General features: G+C 74.4%; 13 protein-coding genes. 11 read left to right on the top strand and 2 right to left on the bottom strand.

All coding sequences use genetic code 11. From position 1 onward, the window contains the following. Positions 1-37 precede the first annotated feature (37 nt). The 3 genes from AC07DU_RS24060 to AC07DU_RS24050 all read left to right on the top strand — a co-directional run bounded on the left by AC07DU_RS24060 (position 38) and on the right by AC07DU_RS24050 (position 3,515). Positions 38-697: a histidine phosphatase family protein gene (locus tag AC07DU_RS24060; protein WP_453371883.1), complete on the top strand. Its 660-nt coding sequence runs from the start codon at positions 38-40 to the stop codon at positions 695-697. Positions 698-708: 11 nt separating this feature from the next. Next, positions 709-1,626: an ADP-ribosylglycohydrolase family protein gene (locus tag AC07DU_RS24055; RefSeq protein ID WP_360892496.1), complete on the top strand. Its 918-nt coding sequence runs from the start codon at positions 709-711 to the stop codon at positions 1,624-1,626. A gap of 176 nt (positions 1,627-1,802) precedes the next feature. Further along, positions 1,803-3,515, top strand: a complete 1,713-nt coding sequence (locus AC07DU_RS24050; RefSeq protein ID WP_479113497.1) for a DUF4153 domain-containing protein — start codon at positions 1,803-1,805, stop codon at positions 3,513-3,515. A gap of 85 nt (positions 3,516-3,600) precedes the next feature. Here the strand turns inward: AC07DU_RS24050 and AC07DU_RS24045 are convergent, their stop codons facing one another. Continuing rightward, positions 3,601-5,154: an MFS transporter gene (locus AC07DU_RS24045; RefSeq protein ID WP_479113495.1), complete on the bottom strand. Its 1,554-nt coding sequence runs from the start codon at positions 5,152-5,154 to the stop codon at positions 3,601-3,603. 141 nt (positions 5,155-5,295) lie between these two features. Here AC07DU_RS24045 and AC07DU_RS24040 point away from each other — a divergent pair, with 141 nt between their 5' ends. The 3 genes from AC07DU_RS24040 to AC07DU_RS24030 all read left to right on the top strand — a co-directional run bounded on the left by AC07DU_RS24040 (position 5,296) and on the right by AC07DU_RS24030 (position 7,425). Continuing rightward, the gene (locus tag AC07DU_RS24040; protein WP_479032409.1) at positions 5,296-5,898 is read left to right on the top strand and encodes a TetR/AcrR family transcriptional regulator; all 603 of its coding nucleotides are present in this window, start codon (positions 5,296-5,298) and stop codon (positions 5,896-5,898) included. A 116-nt stretch (positions 5,899-6,014) separates the two neighbouring features. Beyond that, complete coding sequence (locus AC07DU_RS24035) at positions 6,015-6,725, top strand: ribonuclease HII (RefSeq protein ID WP_453371880.1); 711 nt, start codon at positions 6,015-6,017, stop codon at positions 6,723-6,725. Positions 6,726-6,762: 37 nt separating this feature from the next. After that, a complete protein-coding gene (locus AC07DU_RS24030; RefSeq protein ID WP_360892485.1) occupies positions 6,763-7,425 on the top strand; it encodes a hypothetical protein in 663 nt (220 codons plus the stop codon). Positions 7,426-7,587: 162 nt separating this feature from the next. On the opposite strand, the gene AC07DU_RS24025 is transcribed toward AC07DU_RS24030, so the two are convergent. Next, the gene (locus AC07DU_RS24025) at positions 7,588-8,217 is read right to left on the bottom strand and encodes a hypothetical protein (RefSeq protein WP_360892482.1); all 630 of its coding nucleotides are present in this window, start codon (positions 8,215-8,217) and stop codon (positions 7,588-7,590) included. A gap of 404 nt (positions 8,218-8,621) precedes the next feature. Here AC07DU_RS24025 and AC07DU_RS24020 point away from each other — a divergent pair, with 404 nt between their 5' ends. From AC07DU_RS24020 to AC07DU_RS24000, 5 genes are all read left to right on the top strand, one after another. Continuing rightward, on the top strand, positions 8,622-10,781 hold the full coding sequence (locus tag AC07DU_RS24020) for a RecQ family ATP-dependent DNA helicase (protein WP_360892480.1): 2,160 nt from the start codon (positions 8,622-8,624) through the stop codon (positions 10,779-10,781). A gap of 184 nt (positions 10,782-10,965) precedes the next feature. Further along, positions 10,966-12,231 (top strand): DUF4192 domain-containing protein, encoded by a 1,266-nt coding sequence (locus tag AC07DU_RS24015; protein WP_479113492.1) that lies wholly within the window; start codon positions 10,966-10,968, stop codon positions 12,229-12,231. A 155-nt stretch (positions 12,232-12,386) separates the two neighbouring features. Then, positions 12,387-14,375: an amylo-alpha-1,6-glucosidase gene (locus AC07DU_RS24010; RefSeq protein ID WP_479113490.1), complete on the top strand. Its 1,989-nt coding sequence runs from the start codon at positions 12,387-12,389 to the stop codon at positions 14,373-14,375. A gap of 189 nt (positions 14,376-14,564) precedes the next feature. Continuing rightward, positions 14,565-15,311: an NUDIX hydrolase gene (locus AC07DU_RS24005; protein ID WP_360892471.1), complete on the top strand. Its 747-nt coding sequence runs from the start codon at positions 14,565-14,567 to the stop codon at positions 15,309-15,311. A gap of 164 nt (positions 15,312-15,475) precedes the next feature. Beyond that, on the top strand, positions 15,476-17,254 hold the full coding sequence (locus AC07DU_RS24000; protein WP_479113488.1) for an ATP-binding cassette domain-containing protein: 1,779 nt from the start codon (positions 15,476-15,478) through the stop codon (positions 17,252-17,254). Positions 17,255-17,391 lie beyond the last annotated feature (137 nt).

Below are 17,391 nucleotides of genomic sequence, written 5' to 3'. Positions count from 1 at the left end.
GTCGGCCGTCCGGCCGATGGCCGAATAGGGTCGTGAGATGGTTCGACCACGGCGCATCGTCCTTGTCCGGCACGGGGAATCGGAGGGAAACGCCGATGACTCGGTGTACGAGCGGGAGCCCGACCACGCCCTGCGGCTGACCCCGAAGGGACGCGAGCAGGCCGCGGCGGTCGGTGAGCGGCTGCGCGAGCTGTTCGGCGACGAGACCATCAGCGCCTACGTCTCCCCCTACCGCCGGACCCTGCAGACCTTCCGGGAGCTGCGCCTGGACCCCAGGCGGGTCCGGATGCGCGAGGAGCCCAGGCTGCGCGAGCAGGACTGGGGGAACTGGCAGGACCGGGACGACGTACGGCTGCAGAAGGCCTACCGGGACGCCTACGGGCACTTCTTCTACCGGTTCGCGCAGGGCGAGTCGGGTGCCGACGTGTACGACCGGGTCGGCTCCTTCCTGGAGAGCCTCTATCGCAGCTTCGAGGCCCCGGACCACCCCGAGAACGTACTCCTGGTGACGCACGGGCTGACGATGCGGCTGTTCTGCATGCGTTGGTTCCACTGGTCGGTGGCCGAGTTCGAGGCCCTGTCCAATCCCGGCAACGGAGAATTCCGGGTGCTCATGCTGGGTCCGGACGGCCGGTACCGGCTGGACCGCCCATTTGAACGCTGGACCACACCCGAGCCCTACGACCTGGACGGCTAGAGTGGCCCGCGATGACCCCTCATTCCACTCCCGAACGGCGCTACGCACGCGCCATGTCCAGCCTCCGCGGGCTGGCGCTGGGTGACGCCCTGGGCTCCCAGTACTTCGTCCCCGCCAACTACCCGCTCCTCAAGCGACGTGAACTGCCCTCCGGCACCCAGACCTGGCAGTGGACCGACGACACCGAGATGGCCTGCTCGGTGGTGGCCGTCCTGGCCGAGCACGGCCGCATCGACCAGGATGCGCTCGCGCTCTCCTTCGCCCACCACCACGACTTCGACCGGGGCTACGGGCCCGCGGTGAACCGGATGCTGCGGCTGGTGCGGAACGGGGAGGACTGGCGGACCCTGGCCGCCGAGCTGTTCAACGGGCAGGGTTCCTGGGGCAACGGCGCCGCCATGCGCATCGCGCCGCTGGGCGCCTGGTACGCCGACGACCCCGAGCAGGCCACGCACCAGGCGGAGATCTCCGCCTACACCACCCACCAGCACCGCGAGGCCGTGTGCGGGGCGATGGCCGTCGCCGCGGCCGCCGCGCTGGCGGCGGCCGGGGACCGTCCGCCCCAGGCCGCCGACCTGCTGGACGGCGTGATCGCACTGGTGCCGCGCAGCGCGGTGGGGGCCGGGCTGCGGCGGGCGCGGGACATGCTGGACTACGACGACGCGACCACGGTCGCGGCGGTCCTGGGCTGCGGGCGCCGCACCAGCGCCCACGACACGGTGCCCTTCGCACTGTGGTCGGCGGCGCGTTCGCTGGAGGACTACGAGCGGGCGTTCTGGACGACCGCACAGGTGGGCGGCGACGTCGACACGACCTGCGCGATCGTCGGCGGGGTGCTGGGCGCGCGCGGGGACGCGGTGCTTCCGGCCGCGTGGCTGGCGCGCACGGAGGCCCTGCCGGCCTGGCTGCCGGAGGCGGCGGCCGCGTAAGGCTGGCCAAGGGCGTCCGGAGAGTCGGCCGCCCGAGGCGAAATCGTCCGTTCCGATTGTCACGGTCCTGCCACAGACCGATTTTGAGCCTGTTCAAAACTGCATCGCACCGGCCTACTCTGTCGCTGCGCCGCCCCCACCCGAACGACGGGGCGGCCGATAGGGGAGGGGACCCGATGTCAGACAACACAGGTGGGCCGGACGAGGCGCAGCAGCCTCAGGCCGCTGCGAAGCCCGAGGCCACTGCCGAGCCCGAGGCCGCCGCGAAGCCCGAGGCCGCCGCGAAGCCCGAGGCCGCCGCCCAGGCGCCCATGGACGCCGCCGCGTGGCAGGCCTGGCAGGCGCAGCAGCAGTGGCAGCGCAACGCCGCCGGGGCGAGGGCCGGCGCGCGCCCCGCCGGCTCGCCCGGGTGGTCCACGCTGGTGCGCCCCGCCGAGGCCGCGCCCGTGCCGACCGCGACCCTCGTCGCCGCCCTCGTGGCCGGTCTCGCCGCCGCACTGCTCCTCGGTGACGGGCTGGGCCCCGGCCTCCTGCTCGCGGTGGTGCCCGCGGTCGCCGCGGCCTACGCCGCCGCCCGCTCGGCTCGCCGTACGGCCCGCCCGTGGACCGTGGTCTGGGCGATCGGCTGCCTGGCACTGCTCGCCGTACCCGCGCTGCGCGACTCCGCGTGGCCGTCGACGCTCGCGATCCTGTCGGCCGTCCTGCTGGGCGCACTGGCCCTGCACGGCAGCCGCACCTGGCCCGGCGTCCTGCTCAGCCCGCTCGGATTCTTCGACTCCGCCGTGTCCGGGCTGGCCTGGGCCCTGGTCGGACTGCGGTCGCGCGGCGGGGTCAGCAAGGAGCGCTGGCTCCCCGTGGCCAAGGCGGGCGGGGTGGCCGTGGTCCTGCTGGTGCTCTTCGGCGCACTGTTCGCCTCCGCCGACGCCGCCTTCGCCGATCTCCTCGGCGGCCTGATGCCCGACGTGTCGGTCGAGGACGGGCCCATCCGGTTCCTGCTGTTCGTCCTCGGCGCGCTCCTCGCGCTCGCCGCCGCCCGCACCGCCGCGGCCCCGCTGCGCTGGGACCGGATCAAGGTGACCCCGGGCAAGCCGCGCTCCCGGGTCGAATGGGCGCTTCCGCTCGTCGTGCTCAACCTGCTCTTCGCCGGTTTCAACGCCGTCCAGCTGGCCGTCCTGTTCGGCGGCTACGACAAGGTCCTGGAGAGCACCGGCCAGACCTACGCCGAATACGCCCGGCAGGGCTTCTGGCAGCTCCTCTGGGCCACCCTGCTCACCCTCGCCGTGATCGCGCTCGCCCTGCGCTGGGCCCCGCGCGACGGAGCGGGCGACCGCCGGTTCGTCCGCGTCGTGCTGGGCGTGCTGTGCGCGCTGACCCTGGTCGTGGTCGCCGCCGCGCTGCGCCGCATGGACCTCTACGTGGACGCGTACGGGCTGACCAGGCTGCGCGTGTCGGTGGCGGCGATGGAGCTGTGGCTCGGGCTGGTCATCGTACTGATCATGGCGGCCGGGGTGTTCGGCGCGCGCTGGCTGCCCCGCGCGTTCGCGGGCAGTGCGGCGGTCGCCGTGCTGGTCTTCGGCCTGCTGTCCCCGGACGGGATGGTGGCCGAGCGCAACGTGGCCCGCTTCGAGAAGGACGCGAAGATCGACCTGGCCTACTTCCAGTCCCTGTCGGCGGACGCCGTGCCCGCCCTGGACCGGCTGCCCGAGCCCCAACGCTCCTGCGCCCTGCGTGGGATCAACGACGAGATGTCCCGGGCCGGGGACATCCCCTGGTACGCCATGAGCCTGGGCGAGTACCGGGCCCGGCAGATCCTGCGCGAGCGCCCGGTGACGGCCCCGTACGACACGTGCTCGCGCCTGGGCACCTTCGGCAGCCGCACCGAGTACTAGGCCGGAGCGCGTACGAGGGCCCGGGCCGCGGGGAATCCCCCACGGCCCGGGCCCTCGCTCGTACGCGCGCTGCGGCGGGTCGCCCTCAGGCGGCCGGACCGGCCTTCGCGGCGGCTCCGGCCAGGGACTCCAGGTCGCTCTTGCGCACCCGGATCACCAGCACGGCGGTGGCCAGGGCGAGTCCGGCCATCGCGACGGCGGCGAGGAACGCGGTGGAGATTCCCTGCGCGAGCACCAGGTCCCCCCAGGGGTCGGGCAGCTGCCGGGTCTGCTGGAAGGCGGCCAGCTGGCCCGGATCCGCCTGCGCCATGAAGGCCGGGACCTGCTTTTCGGCCTCGGTGCGGCTGGCGGTGCCGAAGACGGTGACCAGGATGGACAGGCCGAGCGAGCCGCCGACCTGCTGGCTGGCGTTGAGCAGCCCGGACGCCGCGCCGGCCTCGTGCGGCGCCACTCCGGAGACGGCGGTAAGGGTGAGGGTCACGAAGTTGAGGCCCATGCCGAAGCCGAAGAGCAGCATCGGACCGAGCACCCCGGAGAGGTAGGAGCTGTCGGTCTGGAGGAAGGTCAGCCAGATGAGCCCGGTTCCCGTGAGCGAGGATCCGAGGACCATGAAGGGCTTGGGGCCGAAGCGCGGCAGGAAGCGCTGCGAGAGGCCGGCGGCGGTGACGATGGCGACCGTCACGGGCAGGAAGCCCAGCCCGGCCTGGATGGGCGAGAAGCCCAGGACGTTCTCCACGAACTGCACGATGAAGAAGAACATGCCGAACATCGCGGCGGCGAGGCCGAGCATGATCACGTAGGTGCCGGTGCGGTTGCGTTCGGCGAACATGCGCAGCGGGACGATCGGCTCGGGGGCCCGTGACTCGATGAAGACGAAGAGCCCGAGCAGGACCAGCGCCGCCGCGAAGGAGCCGAGCGTGAGCGAGTCGCGCCAGCCCTCCTCCGACGCACTGATGAACCCGTAGACGAGCGAGGCCATGCCGCCGGTGGACGCGACGGCTCCGGCGATGTCGAAGCGGCCGGGGTGGCGCTCGGACTCGCTGATGTAGAGCGGGGTCAGGACCGCGATCAGCACGCCGATCGGCACGTTGACGAAGAGGACCCAGCGCCAGTCCAGCCACTCGGTCAGCATCCCGCCGGCCAGCAGGCCGATCGCGCCGCCGCCCGCGGAGACGGCGGCGAAGACCCCGAAGGCCCGGTTGCGCTCGGGTCCTTCGGCGAAGGTCGTGGTGATCAGGGCGAGCGAGGTCGGGGAGGCGATGGCGCCGCCGACCCCTTGCAGGGCGCGGGCGGCGAGCAGCTGCCAGGGCTCCTGGGCGAAGCCGCCGAGGAGGGAGGCGAGGGTGAAGAGCAGGATGCCGGTCAGGAACACCCGGCGTCGGCCGAGGATGTCACCGGCGCGCGCGCCGAGCAGCAGCAGCCCGCCGAAGGTGAGGGTGTAGGCGCTGAGCACCCAGGAGAGGTCGGTGGTGCTGAAGCTGAGGGCGCTCTGGATGTGCGGAAGGGCGATGTTCACGATCGTCGCGTCGAGGACGACCATGAGCTGGCATGCGGCGATGACGGCGAGCGCCACTCCGGGGCGCCCCTCCCGGCGTGCCGCGCCCGGTATCCGGGGTGTGGAGAGTTGAGAAGTCGTCACTGAGGATCCCCCCAAAGTGAAATAGTGAACGTGTTCGTTCACTACGGGGCTACCGTAGGAGTCCGGCGTTAGGGAACGCAAGCGTTCTCTAACGCCGACATCGTGCGTTGTGGTCGCAGGGACCGGTCGGGAGGTGGGGAGATGGTGGATTCGCGCTGGTCGGCGGGGGCGTCGGTGCGCAGGCGGGGTCCCGAACTCGAACGGGCGATCCTGGACGCCGCGTTGGAACAGTTGAGCACCGTCGGCTGGAACGCGCTGACGATGGAGGGCGTGGCGGCCGGCGCGCAGACCGGCAAGGCCTCGCTCTACCGCCGGTGGGCGTCGAAGGCGGACCTGGTGGACGAGGCGCTGCGGACCGGGCTGCCGCGGATCGGTGAGATTCCCGACCGGGGTTCGATCCGCGAGGACCTCCGGCTGCTGTGCGTGCGGATGCGGGACGTCATGCACTCGCGTGCCGGGCAGGCCTTGCGGTCGGTGCTTCACGAATGCGACCCCGTGCATGCGGAGCGGTTCCACGGGGTCATCCTGTCCGGGGTGCACGAGCCGGCCCAGGTGTTGATCAGAGAGCTGATCCGCCGGGGAATCGAGCGGGGTGACGTCCGGCCGGACGCGACGGGTCCGTTCGTCGTGGACGTCATTCCGGCGATGCTGATGTACCGCGCGAAGGTGTGCGGTAGCGAATGGGCGGATGCCGAGATCGCTGAGCTGATCGACGGGGTGATGGTGCCGCTGCTCAGGGTGTGAGCCGCGCCGGTCCTGCCGCGGGGCGCTCGGAGCGCGCCGCGCCCCGGGGGCGGACGCGGGCGCGGCCCGGGCCGGGGTGTGCAGTCGGCCCGGGGCGGCGTAACCTTGCTCGCGCCATGCCGTACGAAGCACCCACCCACACCGTCGAACGCTCCCTCCGTGCAACCACCGGCGCCAAGGTCATCGCCGGGGTCGACGAAGTCGGACGAGGGGCCTGGGCCGGTCCCGTCACCGTGTGCGCGGCGATCACCGGCCTGCGTCGGCCGCCCGAGGGACTCACCGACTCCAAACTGCTCACCCCCAAGCGCCGTGACGCCCTCCTCGACGTCCTGGAGGGCTGGGTCACCGCGTACGCCCTCGGGCACGCCTCGCCCGAGGAGATCGACGAACTCGGGATGACGGCCGCCCTGCGGCTCGCCGCGGAGCGTGCGCTGCACGCCCTTCCGGTGCGGCCCGACGCGGTGATCCTCGACGGCAAGCACGACTACCTCGGCCCGCCCTGGAAGGTCCGCACGGTGATCAAGGGCGACCAGTCCTGCATCGCGGTCGCGGCGGCCTCGGTCATCGCCAAGGTCCGGCGCGACCGCATGATGGCCGAACTCGCCGAACAGGGCGCCGGGCTCGCCGACTTCGCCTTCGCCGCCAACGCCGGGTATCCCTCGCCCGTGCACCGGGCGGCGCTGGAGGAACTGGGGCCCACCCCCTACCACCGGCTCTCGTGGGCGTACCTCGACGCGCTGCCCCGCTGGCGCCACCTCAAGAAGGTGCGCCGCAGCGAGGAGTTGACGGAGCTGGAAAACGGAGGCCAACTCGGCTTCGATTTCTGATCGCACCCCTGTGCCACCGCCGGTACGTTTCGTACCGTTGTTTGATAGATATCACGTCACGCCTCTCACACCCGCCATCGAGGAGCCTCAGATTCACGAGAGTGCCCAGGGTCCCCGCGTCACGCCGGCCGCGAGCCGCACCGCGCAGACCCCCCGCCCCGTACCTGGTCCGCGTCCCGCCGCCGTCCCGCGGCCCGGACGCCCCGGCCCGGCCCGGCCCGCACCGCCCGCACCGCGTGCGCAGCAGGCCGCCGCCGGATCCGTTCCCGCAGCCCCGGCTGCCCCCACCACGCCGTCCGTCTCCGCGGCGGTGCCGCAGATCCAGCTGATCCCGGCCTCCGCCGAGGGTGCGCTGGACGCGGCCGAAGAGGCCGTCGACCTGCTGCTCGACACCGGGCGCGCGCCCGGCGACATCCTGGTGCTCACCACCGGCGACCCGCACCCGTGGGCCGCGCACGAGCTGTCCTTCGGCGAGGCCGCCTACTGGGGCCTGCACGACGCCGGGGACGACGTCTTCTACGCGGACGCGGCGCAGGTCCAGCGTGCCGCCGGCCGTCCCGTCGTGGTCTTCGCGGCCAATGGCGGAGCGGCCGACACGGTCGCGGGCAGCCTGCCGGTCGCGCTCACCCGGGCGGGTGCGCTGCTGATCGTGTGCGGCGACCCGCAGCAGATCAACTCCGTGCTGGGTGCGGGCGTCTGACGCCCTGTACGCCAGTACGCGGGAGGGGCGGGGCGGGCCTTGAGCCGGCCCCGCTGAAGCCCTGGAGCTGATCTGCCGGACGCACGTCCCCGCCCGTCCGCCCCCGTAGGCACCTGCCGGCCGGGCGGCGGTACGAGGGTCAGCGCGGCGGCAGTACGAGGGTCAGCGCGCCGCGGTCCGGCGCAGGGCCTCGACCGAGCCGCCGCCGGTGTGCAGGGCGAGCGGGGAGAACTCCGCCACGGTGTCGCCGAGGCGCTGCGGACGGGAGTCCGAGCCCGGCCGCCGGCCGCCGCGGCCCTCGCCCAGTACCTGCCAGCCGCCGCGGGTCAGCGTGATGTACGCGCCGCAGCGCAGCCCGTGCAGGGTGCAGGCGTCCCGCAGCCCCCACATCCACGCCCCGTCCTCCTCGGTCCACCGCTCGTCGCCCTCGCGGCAGTAGAGCAGCACCGCCGTCCGTACCGGGGTGCGGCGCCGCAGGTCGTGCGGGAGGACCCGGCGCAGCCGGGACAGCAGGGCGTTGCGGTAGTCCCAGCCGTCGGCCGAGACCGGCCGCTGCACGAAGGAGGCGCTCGCCACGAGCTGTTCCTCCGGGCCGAGCACGGCGATCACCGCGGTCGAGGGCACCGGGCTGTGCCGGGAATGCAGGCCGCTGACGACCTCGCGGGGATTGCGGAGCAGCGGAATGCCCGCAGCCGTCCATTCGGCCGGTTCCAGCAGCCGGCCGTGCCGGCTGGCGCCGCCGGTGGTCGTTGCCAGGGACGTGGTCGAGGGCGGCGCATATCCGAAGGTCACGGTCCTCCCTTCGGGTACACGCCCGTCGACGGGCACGGCTGGAGTTGGGCGCGCCGCAGCGCGGCCCAGGAGAGTGCCGAGGAGCCGAGCGGGAGCACTCCAATTCTCGCGTGGCGGGCGAGCGTGCGGCAACGAGCAATTGATGGCGCCGACCGGAATTCGCCGGTATGCCGTTCATATCCTTGCCCCGCCACGCCGGTGATGACGCACATGCGGCCGGTCCCGGGTGGAAGCCGTCCCCCGCCGTCCCCACAGCCCCCCGCCGTCCCCGTCTTCTCCCCCGTCCCGTCCCCTCCCGTCCCCGCCGTCCGCCGTGCCCGCCGCGCGGCCGGGGCACCGTACGGCAGCGGTCGTCACACAGGGTGAATTGGCCGATTGTCCTTGCCATCGGGTTGCATGGGGGCATGGACAACCTGGAGCTCCGCGCCGAAGCCGATGCCATCCTCGCTGAGCTCGTCGGTGCCCCGCGGGGCTCGGCGCGGTTGCGGGAGGACCAGTGGCAGGCGGTGGCCGCCCTGGTGGAGGACCGCCGGCGCGCGCTGGTGGTGCAGCGCACCGGCTGGGGCAAGTCGGCGGTGTACTTCGTCGCGACCGCGCTGCTGCGCCGGCGTGGCGCGGGCCCCACGGTGATCGTCTCCCCGCTGCTGGCGCTGATGCGCAACCAGGTCGACGCGGCGGCGCGCGCCGGTATCCAGGCGCGCACGATCAACTCCGCCAACCCGGAGGAGTGGGACACCATCTACGGGGAGGTCGAGCGCGGCGAGACCGATGTCCTCCTCGTGAGCCCCGAGCGCCTCAACTCGGTGGACTTCCGCGAGCAGGTGCTGCCCAAGCTCGCGGCCACGACCGGTCTGCTGGTGGTCGACGAGGCGCACTGCATCTCCGACTGGGGCCACGACTTCCGCCCGGACTACCGCCGGCTGCGCTCGATGCTCGCCGATCTCGCCCCCGGAGTGCCGGTCCTGGCCACGACCGCGACGGCCAACGCGCGGGTCACGGCGGACGTGGCCGAGCAGCTGGGGACCGGGGGCGGGGGTGCGCTGGTGCTGCGCGGCCCACTGGACCGGGAGAGCCTGCGGTTGGGCGTGCTCGTCCTGCCGGACGCCGCGCACCGGCTGGCATGGCTGGGTGAACGGCTCGGGGACCTGCCCGGCTCGGGGATCATCTACACGCTGACGGTGGCGGCGGCCGAGGAGGTCGCGGCGTTCCTGCGCCAGCGCGGCTATCCGGTGTCGTCGTACACCGGGAAGACGGAGAACGCCGACCGGTTGCGGGCGGAGGAGGACCTGCTGGCGAACCGGGTGAAGGCGCTGGTGGCGACCTCCGCGCTGGGCATGGGCTTCGACAAGCCGGACCTCGGCTTCGTGGTGCACCTGGGGTCGCCCTCGTCCCCGATCGCCTACTACCAGCAGGTGGGGCGTGCGGGGCGCGGCGTGGACCACGCCGACGTGCTGCTGCTGCCGGGGCGGGAGGACGAGGCGATCTGGGCGTACTTCGCTTCGGTGGGCTTCCCGCCCGAGGAGCAGGTGCGGCGCACGCTGGCGGTTCTGGAACAGGCGGGGCGTCCGCTGTCGCTGCCCGCGCTGGAGCCGTTGGTGGACCTGCGGCGCTCGCGGCTGGAGACGATGCTGAAGGTCCTGGACGTGGACGGGGCGGTCAAACGCGTCAAGGGCGGCTGGACCGCCACCGGCGAGCCGTGGGCGTACGACGCCGAGCGGTACGCGTGGGTGGCCCGGCAGCGGGCGGCGGAGCAGCAGGCGATGCGGGACTACGTGGCGACCACGGGGTGCCGGATGGAGTTCCTGCAGCGGCAGCTCGACGACGAGAAGGCGGCCCCGTGCGGCCGCTGCGACTCCTGCGCCGGGCCCTGGCTGGATCCCGCCGTCTCGCCCGGCGCCCTCGCGGGCGCGGCGGGCGAGCTGGACCGGCCGGGCGTCGAAGTCGAGCCGCGCCGGATGTGGCCGACGGGGATGTCCGCGGTGGGGATCGACCTCAAGGGCCGCATCCCCGAAGGGCAGCAGGCGGCCGCCGGGCGCGCGCTGGGAAGGCTGTCGGACATCGGCTGGGGCAACCGGCTGCGCCCGCTGCTGTCGGAGCAGGCCGCGGACGGCCCGGTTCCGGAGGATGTTCTGGCCGCGGTCGTGACGGTCGTGGCCGACTGGGCGCGCTCGCCGGGCGGCTGGGCCGGGGGCGGCCCCGACGCGATGGCGCGCCCGGTGGGGGTCGTCGCCATGCCCTCGCGCACCCGCCCGCAGCTGGTGGCCTCCCTGGCCGGGGGCCTGGCCCGGATCGGCAGGCTGCCGCTGCTGGGCAGCCTGGCCTACACCGAGCAGGCCGGCGACCACGCGCCGCACCGCAGCAACTCCGCGCAGCGGCTGCGGGCCCTTGCCGCTTCGTTCACGGTGCCCGAGGAACTCGCCGCAGCCCTGGCAGCCACCCCCGGTCCCGTCCTGCTCGTCGACGACTACACCGACTCGGGATGGACCCTGGCCGTGGGCGCACGCCTCCTTCGCGGGGCCGGAGCCGACCGGGTGCTGCCCCTGGTCCTCGCCCAGGCCGGCTAGTACGTCGGCACGGGCGCGGCGCCGACACCGCGTCACCCCCTGGACCATGCCTGGTCTTCCCGGGAGCCATATAACCCTGTCCCACTGACGACGCGCCGCTGCCGCCCTCGGCCTGTGGATGTTGAAGCGTCAATGGTTATCCACAGGGCTTTCGGGATCGGATCGGCCGCGGGACCTTCGTGTCATGACGAACGATCACACCTCACGCCCCCCGTCCGACCGGCCTTCCCTCAGCCCGGCCGGAGCCGCCACCGACCCACAGATCACCCTGCGCAGCCCGGCCGAACTGGCCGACGCGCTGCCCTACATGCTCGGTTTCCACCCGACCGACTCCCTCGTCATGGTCGCGGTGCACGGCGAGGGCGGGCGCTTCGGCGGCCGTCTGCGCGTGGGCATTCCCGCCACCCCCGCGGAGTGGGAGGACACCGCCCGGCAGGTCGCCGACTGCCTGATCCGCGGCAGTGAACGACGCGAGGGCAAGCCCGACGGCATCGTCGTCTTCCTCTGCCAGGAGCCGCGCGGGGAGGAGAGCGGCCAGCGGGTGATGACGCGCCTGCGGCCGCTCGCCCAGCGGATCCGGCTGGCCTGCGGCGCCCTGGACGTCCCGGTACTGGAGGCCCTGTGCCTGTCGGCGGGACGGTTCTGGTCCTACGTCTGCCCCGACGAGCGGTGCTGTCCGGCGGAGGGCAGCCGGCTGGCCGCGGTCGGCACCTCGGTGATGGCCGCGGCGGCCACCTTCGCCGGGCTCCAGGTCCGGGGCTCCCTCAAGGAGATCGAGAACAGGCTGGCGCCGCTGCGCGGGCCCGTGGCCGAGGAGACGGAACGGGCCCTGGACCGGGCTGCCAACGCCCTGATGCCGAGGATCCTCGACGGGGCCACCCGCGAGGAGGTCGGCGCCGAGACCATCGCCCTGGCGCAGGCGCTGCTGCGCCGCCTGACCCTGGCCCCGCCCGTCGAAGGCGGTCCGCTCGCCGACGACTGGGACGACGCCCTCCTCGGCCATGACGAGGCGGCCTCGCTGATCCTCGGCCTCCAGGACCGCGAGATCCGGGACATCGCGGCCGAGTGGATGGAGGACGAGGAGGCGGCCCCCGCCCTGCGGCTCTGGCGGGCCCTCGCCCGGCGCTGTGTCGGGGCCTACGGCGAGCACGCCGCGGCTCCCCTCACCCTCGCCGGCTGGGTCTCCTGGTCCACCGGGGACGAGCCGACCGCCCGGATCGCCCTGGGCCTGGCCTTGCGGGCGGACGCCGACTACCGCTTCGCGCAGCTGCTCCACCACGCGTGCAACGAAGGGATCGACCCCGAGGGACTGCGCCAGTGCCTGCGCGAGGAGCGAGCGCGCCGCAAGCCCCGGCGCGCGCGCTCCTCGGACGGTACCCGCCCGCCCGGCCGACGGGCCCGGACGGCGCCCCGCCGCGGGCCCCGCCGCACCGCAGGGAGCGAGCAGTGAACGCCCGCCGGCTCACGCACCTGACCCCGCGGCGGCGGCACTGCGGCGTCCCGGGCGTGACCCGGGCGGGGGTGGAGGCGTTCAGCTGGGGGGCGGTGGGTGCCCGGCCACGCCGCCGCCCCGCTGAACCGACCGGAGCGCAGACAAGGCGACGCATGTCTCACCCCGCACCTCCCCGCCCACCCGGCGTGCCCCACGCCCGCAGGACCGAACTGCCGCCCGTGCACGGAGCCGTCATCTGCGTCGCCGCGCCCTGCCTGGTCATCTCGCCGGAGCACGGCCAGTTGACGGGGCGGGGGATCGACGGGATCTACCGGTCCGGGCGTCGGCTGCTCTCGCGCTGCGTGCTGCGCGTCGGCGGCCGGGACCCGGTCGCCGTCCAGGGACGCAGCCTCGGCGCGGACCGGGCCTCCTTCACCGCGACGGTACGCACCGGCGCGGACCCCGGCCCCGACCCGGACATCGGTGTGGAACGCGTCCGGCACGCAGACGGCACCGAGCGGATCACCCTGCGCAGTTTCACGTCCCGGCCGGTACGCCTCCCGGTCGAGGTCCTCCTCGGCACCGACCTGGCCGAACTGGCCGCCGTGGCCGCCGGCCGGGCCGGGCCGGAGCTCCCCGCCGGGGTACACGCCGCCGGGCTGCGCTGGAGCACCGGCGAGGCGCAGGCCGTCACCGCCGCCGATCCGCCGCCGGACGACGCGCTGGCCTCGGCCGGGCTGCTGCGCTGGCAGCTCGAACTGGGCCCCGGCGAATCCCGCACCATCGAGCTGCGCACCACACCCGACCGCGCGGTGCGTGCCTTGGCGGGGCAGGCGGCGAACCCGCTGGCCGGCGCCCGGGCCGAGGGAGACGACCCGAGGGCCGAGGCGTGGTTCCGGACCAGCGTCGAGGACCTGGGCGCGCTGCTCCTGCGGGATCCGGAGCAGCCGGGCGACGCCTTCGCGGCGGCGGGGGCGCCCTGGCGGCTGGGCCTGGCCCCGGCCGAGTCGCTCTGGGCGGCCAGGATGGCGCTGCCGCTCGGCACCGCTCTCGCCGCGGCCACCCTGCGCGTCCTGGCCCGGACCCAGACCGACGGGGGCGGGGCCGACGCCGGGAAGATCCCCGGCCCGCTGCGCGGAGCAGGCCCGCAGCTCCCTCCGGGATGCACCGGCACCGAGGCGACCCTGGCCTTCCCCGCGGTGCTCGCCGAAGCCCGGCTCTGGGGCATGCCGGAAGAGGAGGTGGCCCTCCTGCTCCCGGCCGCCGAGCGCTGCCTCGACTGGCTGCGTGTTGCTTTGGGTGAGGACGGTTTCCTGGCCGACCCCGTCCCGGGTCCCCGGCGCTGCGAGACCCAGGCCCACGCCCACCGGGCCGCCGTCCTCGGCGCGGATCTCCTCGCCGCCTGCGGGCGCCCCGGCGCCGCGGAGTGGCGGGAGCGGGCGGCCGCGCTGCGGGAGCGGTTCCGGGCCGGCTTCTGGATCGACGGCCCGGACGGCGGCCGCCCCGCCGCGGCCCTGCACCCCGACGGACGGCCGCTGCCGCGGTTGACGGGCGCCGCCGCCCACCTGCTCGACACGGGACTGCTCGGAGGCGGCCGGCTCGCGCCGGGGCTCCTGGACCGGGCCCGCACCGAGCAGTTGGCCCGGCTGCTCGGAGCCCCCGCCATGGATTGCGGATGGGGGCTGCGGAGCATGGCCGTCAAGGAGCCGGGACACAACCCGTACGGCCACCGCTCGGGCGCGGTGCGGGCGTACGAGAGCGCGGTGGCCGTGGCGGGACTGGCGCAGGCGGGCTTCGAGAAGGAGGCCGCGGGCCTGCTGCGGGGCCTGCTGGACGCAGCGGAGGCCTTCGGGTACCGGCTGCCGGAGATGTTCGCGGCCGAGCAGCGCACCGCCGGCAGCGCCCCGATCCCGCACCCGGCGGCCTGCCGCCCGGCCGCGGTGGCAGCGGCGGCGGGGGTACACGCACTGACCGCCCTCGCCGGGATCCGGCCCGACGCACCCTCGGGCACGGTGGCCCTGGCCCCCCTCGCCAACGCCCCCCTCGGCGCGCTGCGGCTCTCGGGGCTGCGCGTCTCGGGAGAGCCCTTCGCCGTCCGGATCAGCCGGCTCGGCCTCGGCATGGTGGAGGAGGCCGCGGATGCGCTCCAACTGGGCGGCTGAGAGAAGTCTTGTGGATCAGGTCGGGTCGGGGCGCGGTGCCGGGCGCCGCGAGCCTGGCGCGATCCCCGGGGCGAGCCCTGGGGCCGTGGCCGGACAGGCTGGTCGGCGAGGTGCCGCCAGGCCTCGGAACAGTGCCTTCAAGGTCACCAAAGCGCTGTTTATCGTCAGGCAGACGACTATGATCGCGGCATGTCGCCCTACGACCCGTCGGCCTTCCCGCCCTTTGCCGTCACCGTCGACCTGGTCGCGCTCACCGTGCGGCGCCACGCGCTCTGCGCGCTGGTCATCAGACGGGGTGAGCAGCCGTTCCAGGGCCGCTGGGCGCTGCCCGGTGGATTCGTCCGCGGGGACGAGGACCTGGCGGCGGCCGCCGCCAGGGAGCTCGCCGAGGAGACCGGGCTGTGCGCCCACGACCCCGCCCTGCCGGGCGCGGGCACCGGGGCCCACCTCGAACAGCTGGCGACCTACGGCGATCCCAAGCGCGATCCGCGGATGCGTGTCGTCAGCGTGGCGCATCTGGTGCTGGCTCCGGACCTGCCGGCCCCGCGGGCCGGGGGAGACGCCAACAGCGCGCGCTGGGCCCCCGTCGACGAGCTGCTGGCCGCCGCCGACGAGGGCGCCGCGGGACTCGCCTTCGACCACGCGCAGATCCTCGCCGATGGCGTCGAGCGAGCCCGCTCGAAGATCGAGTACTCCTCGCTGGCCACGGCCTTCTGCCCGCCCGAGTTCACCGTCGGCGAGTTGCGCCGGGTCTATGAGGCCGTCTGGGGAGTGGCCCTGGACCCGCGGAACTTCCACCGCAAGGTCACCGGCACCCCCGGGTTCCTGGTGCCGGCCGGGGGGACGACGACCCGTCAGGGCGGGCGTCCGGCCCAGCTGTTCCGCGCGGGCGGGGCGACCCTGCTCAATCCGCCGATGCTGCGTCCGGAAGTCTGACACCGCGCCACGCGCGCCCGCGCCGGACCCGCCCCCGCCGCCGGACGTGACGGCACGGTCGGCCTACTGTCGGACCGGTTGCGCCGAAAATCGGACATATCGCGTTATCTTGCTTGCGGTACTCACCCTGCCGCAGAGCGGTCTCACCCCCCGCGAGAGAAGCGATGCTCCAGGCCATCGGAATCACCAGCAACCCCCGTCCCGACGCCCCGCCCCTGGTGGACGACCTCACCTTCGAGGCCCGCCCGGGCACCGTGACCGCCCTGCTCGGCGAGCCGGGATCGGGCAAGACCACCGCGCTGCGGCTCATGCTCGAACTCGAACCGGGCCGAGGCGTCACCTACTTCCGCGGCCGCCCGCTGCACCGGATCCCGCACCCCGGCCGTGAGGTCGGCGTGCTCCTCGGCGACGTCCCCGGCAATCCGTCGCGTACCGTCCGCAACCAGCTGCGGATGCTCTGCGCCGCCGCCGGAGTGCCGGCCTCCCGGGCCGCCACGATGATGGACGTCGTCGGCATCGGCGGCCTGCGGGACCAGCCGCTGGGCTCGCTGTCGCTCGGCATGGAACGCCGGGTCGCGCTCGCCTCGGCGCTGCTCGCCGATCCGTGCACCCTGCTCCTGGACGAGCCCGGCGCCGGACTCTCACCCCGCGAACGGGGCTGGCTGCACGGGCTGCTGCGCGGCCACGCCGCCCTCGGCGGAGCGGTGCTGTTCACCACCGACGACGCCAAGGAGGCCGCCCGCAGCGCCGACCGCGTCATCAGCATCGCGGCGGGCCGGCTCGTCGCCGACCAGGACGCCGCGGAGTTCGCCCGGACCAGGCTGCGGCCGCGGGTCGCCGTGCGCACCCCGCACGCGGCCCGGCTCGCCGACGTACTGGGCCGCGAGGCCCGCGCCGCGCAGCGCTCGGTGGAGATCGTCGAGGAGAGCGGCAGCCGCCTGTCGGTGTACGGCAGCAACTGCGCCGAGGTCGGCGAGGCGGCGTTCCGCCACGGCGTGCTGGTCCACCAGCTCGCCGACGAGACGGGGGCCGCGGGCGCCCCGCCCGCGCCCGTCCCGCAGGCCCGCGCCTCCGGGGGCCCGCCGGAGCGCGGCGAGGCCTTCGCCGGGGTACCCGGCAGCCGCCCCGGCCGCGCCCGCTCCCGGCAGCCGGCCTCGGCCGTGCGCCGGGTGGGCGGGCCGCTCAGGCCGCTGCGCTACGAGGTGCTCCGGGTCTTCGGCACGGCCACCCCCGTCCTCACCGCCGCCCTCGTCGTCGCCGTCTCGGTCCTCACCGCCCTGGTGCTGGCCCGGGTGGGGCAGACCCCGCAGAACAGGCTGCTCGCCGCCTGGCCGCAGCTGCTGCCGCTGCCGCCCGCAGCCCTCGGCGCGGGACTGCTCGGCGCGCTGGCCTTCGGCGAGGAGTACCGCTACCCCGCGCTCGCCGCCGACCGGGGCACCGTGCCCCGTCGGATGGGGCTGCTCACCGCCAAGCTCGTGGTCTGCGCCACCCTCGCCCTGCTGATGGGAGCCCTGGCCGTGGCGGCCGACGCCGCCGCCCTCGCCCTGGTCTTCGACAGCGGTCCCCTGCGCACCCCGGCGCAGTGGCTGGCGCCGGCCGTGAGCTGGGCCGGGCTGCTCATCGGCTGCGCCTGGGCCGGAGTCCTGGCCTCCGGGGTCTTCCGGTCCGCCACCGCGGGACTGGCGGCGGTGCTCGCCGTACCGGTGGCGGTGGTTCCGCTGGTGCGCCGGGTGCTGGAAGGCTCGTCCGCGTACCCGGTGACCGGTCTCGCGGCCCGGCTGCGCGGCCTGACCTGGGGGCAGTGGCCGCCGGAGGCGGACCGTCTGCTCGTAGGGGTGCTGCGCGTGATGGCCCAACCCGTCGGCACCGCACTGGTGTTGTCGCTGATGGTCCTGTTGTGCGCCTATGGGTTCACCGGACTGCGCAGCAGGGTCCGTTGGTGATCATTCCGGTGCGTGAGTGATCACGGACGGGACCGTTGCGGTCCGTGTCGCATGAAGCGGACCGCAACTCCCCGCAATAGGCCCGGTTCTTTACGATAAGTCGTCAATTGCGTAGGTGGCACCGATCACCCTTTCGT

It is taken from the genome of Streptomyces sp. NPDC045695 (genome assembly GCF_056432025.1).
Note: the sequence above shows the minus strand (reverse complement) of the source record. Positions and strands in the feature narration are given on the sequence as shown.

What these genes read in the sequence shown, in the direction of transcription:
- AC07DU_RS24060 (WP_453371883.1), top strand. Translation starts at nt 38, where the DNA reads ATGGTTCGACCACGGCGCATCGTCCTTGTCCGGCACGGGGAATCGGAG.
- AC07DU_RS24055 (WP_360892496.1), top strand. Translation starts at nt 709, where the DNA reads ATGACCCCTCATTCCACTCCCGAACGGCGCTACGCACGCGCCATGTCC.
- AC07DU_RS24050 (WP_479113497.1), top strand. Translation starts at nt 1,803, where the DNA reads ATGTCAGACAACACAGGTGGGCCGGACGAGGCGCAGCAGCCTCAGGCC.
- AC07DU_RS24040 (WP_479032409.1), top strand. Translation starts at nt 5,296, where the DNA reads ATGGTGGATTCGCGCTGGTCGGCGGGGGCGTCGGTGCGCAGGCGGGGT.
- AC07DU_RS24035 (WP_453371880.1), top strand. Translation starts at nt 6,015, where the DNA reads ATGCCGTACGAAGCACCCACCCACACCGTCGAACGCTCCCTCCGTGCA.
- AC07DU_RS24020 (WP_360892480.1), top strand. Translation starts at nt 8,622, where the DNA reads ATGGACAACCTGGAGCTCCGCGCCGAAGCCGATGCCATCCTCGCTGAG.
- AC07DU_RS24015 (WP_479113492.1), top strand. Translation starts at nt 10,966, where the DNA reads ATGACGAACGATCACACCTCACGCCCCCCGTCCGACCGGCCTTCCCTC.
- AC07DU_RS24010 (WP_479113490.1), top strand. Translation starts at nt 12,387, where the DNA reads ATGTCTCACCCCGCACCTCCCCGCCCACCCGGCGTGCCCCACGCCCGC.
- AC07DU_RS24005 (WP_360892471.1), top strand. Translation starts at nt 14,565, where the DNA reads ATGTCGCCCTACGACCCGTCGGCCTTCCCGCCCTTTGCCGTCACCGTC.
- AC07DU_RS24000 (WP_479113488.1), top strand. Translation starts at nt 15,476, where the DNA reads ATGCTCCAGGCCATCGGAATCACCAGCAACCCCCGTCCCGACGCCCCG.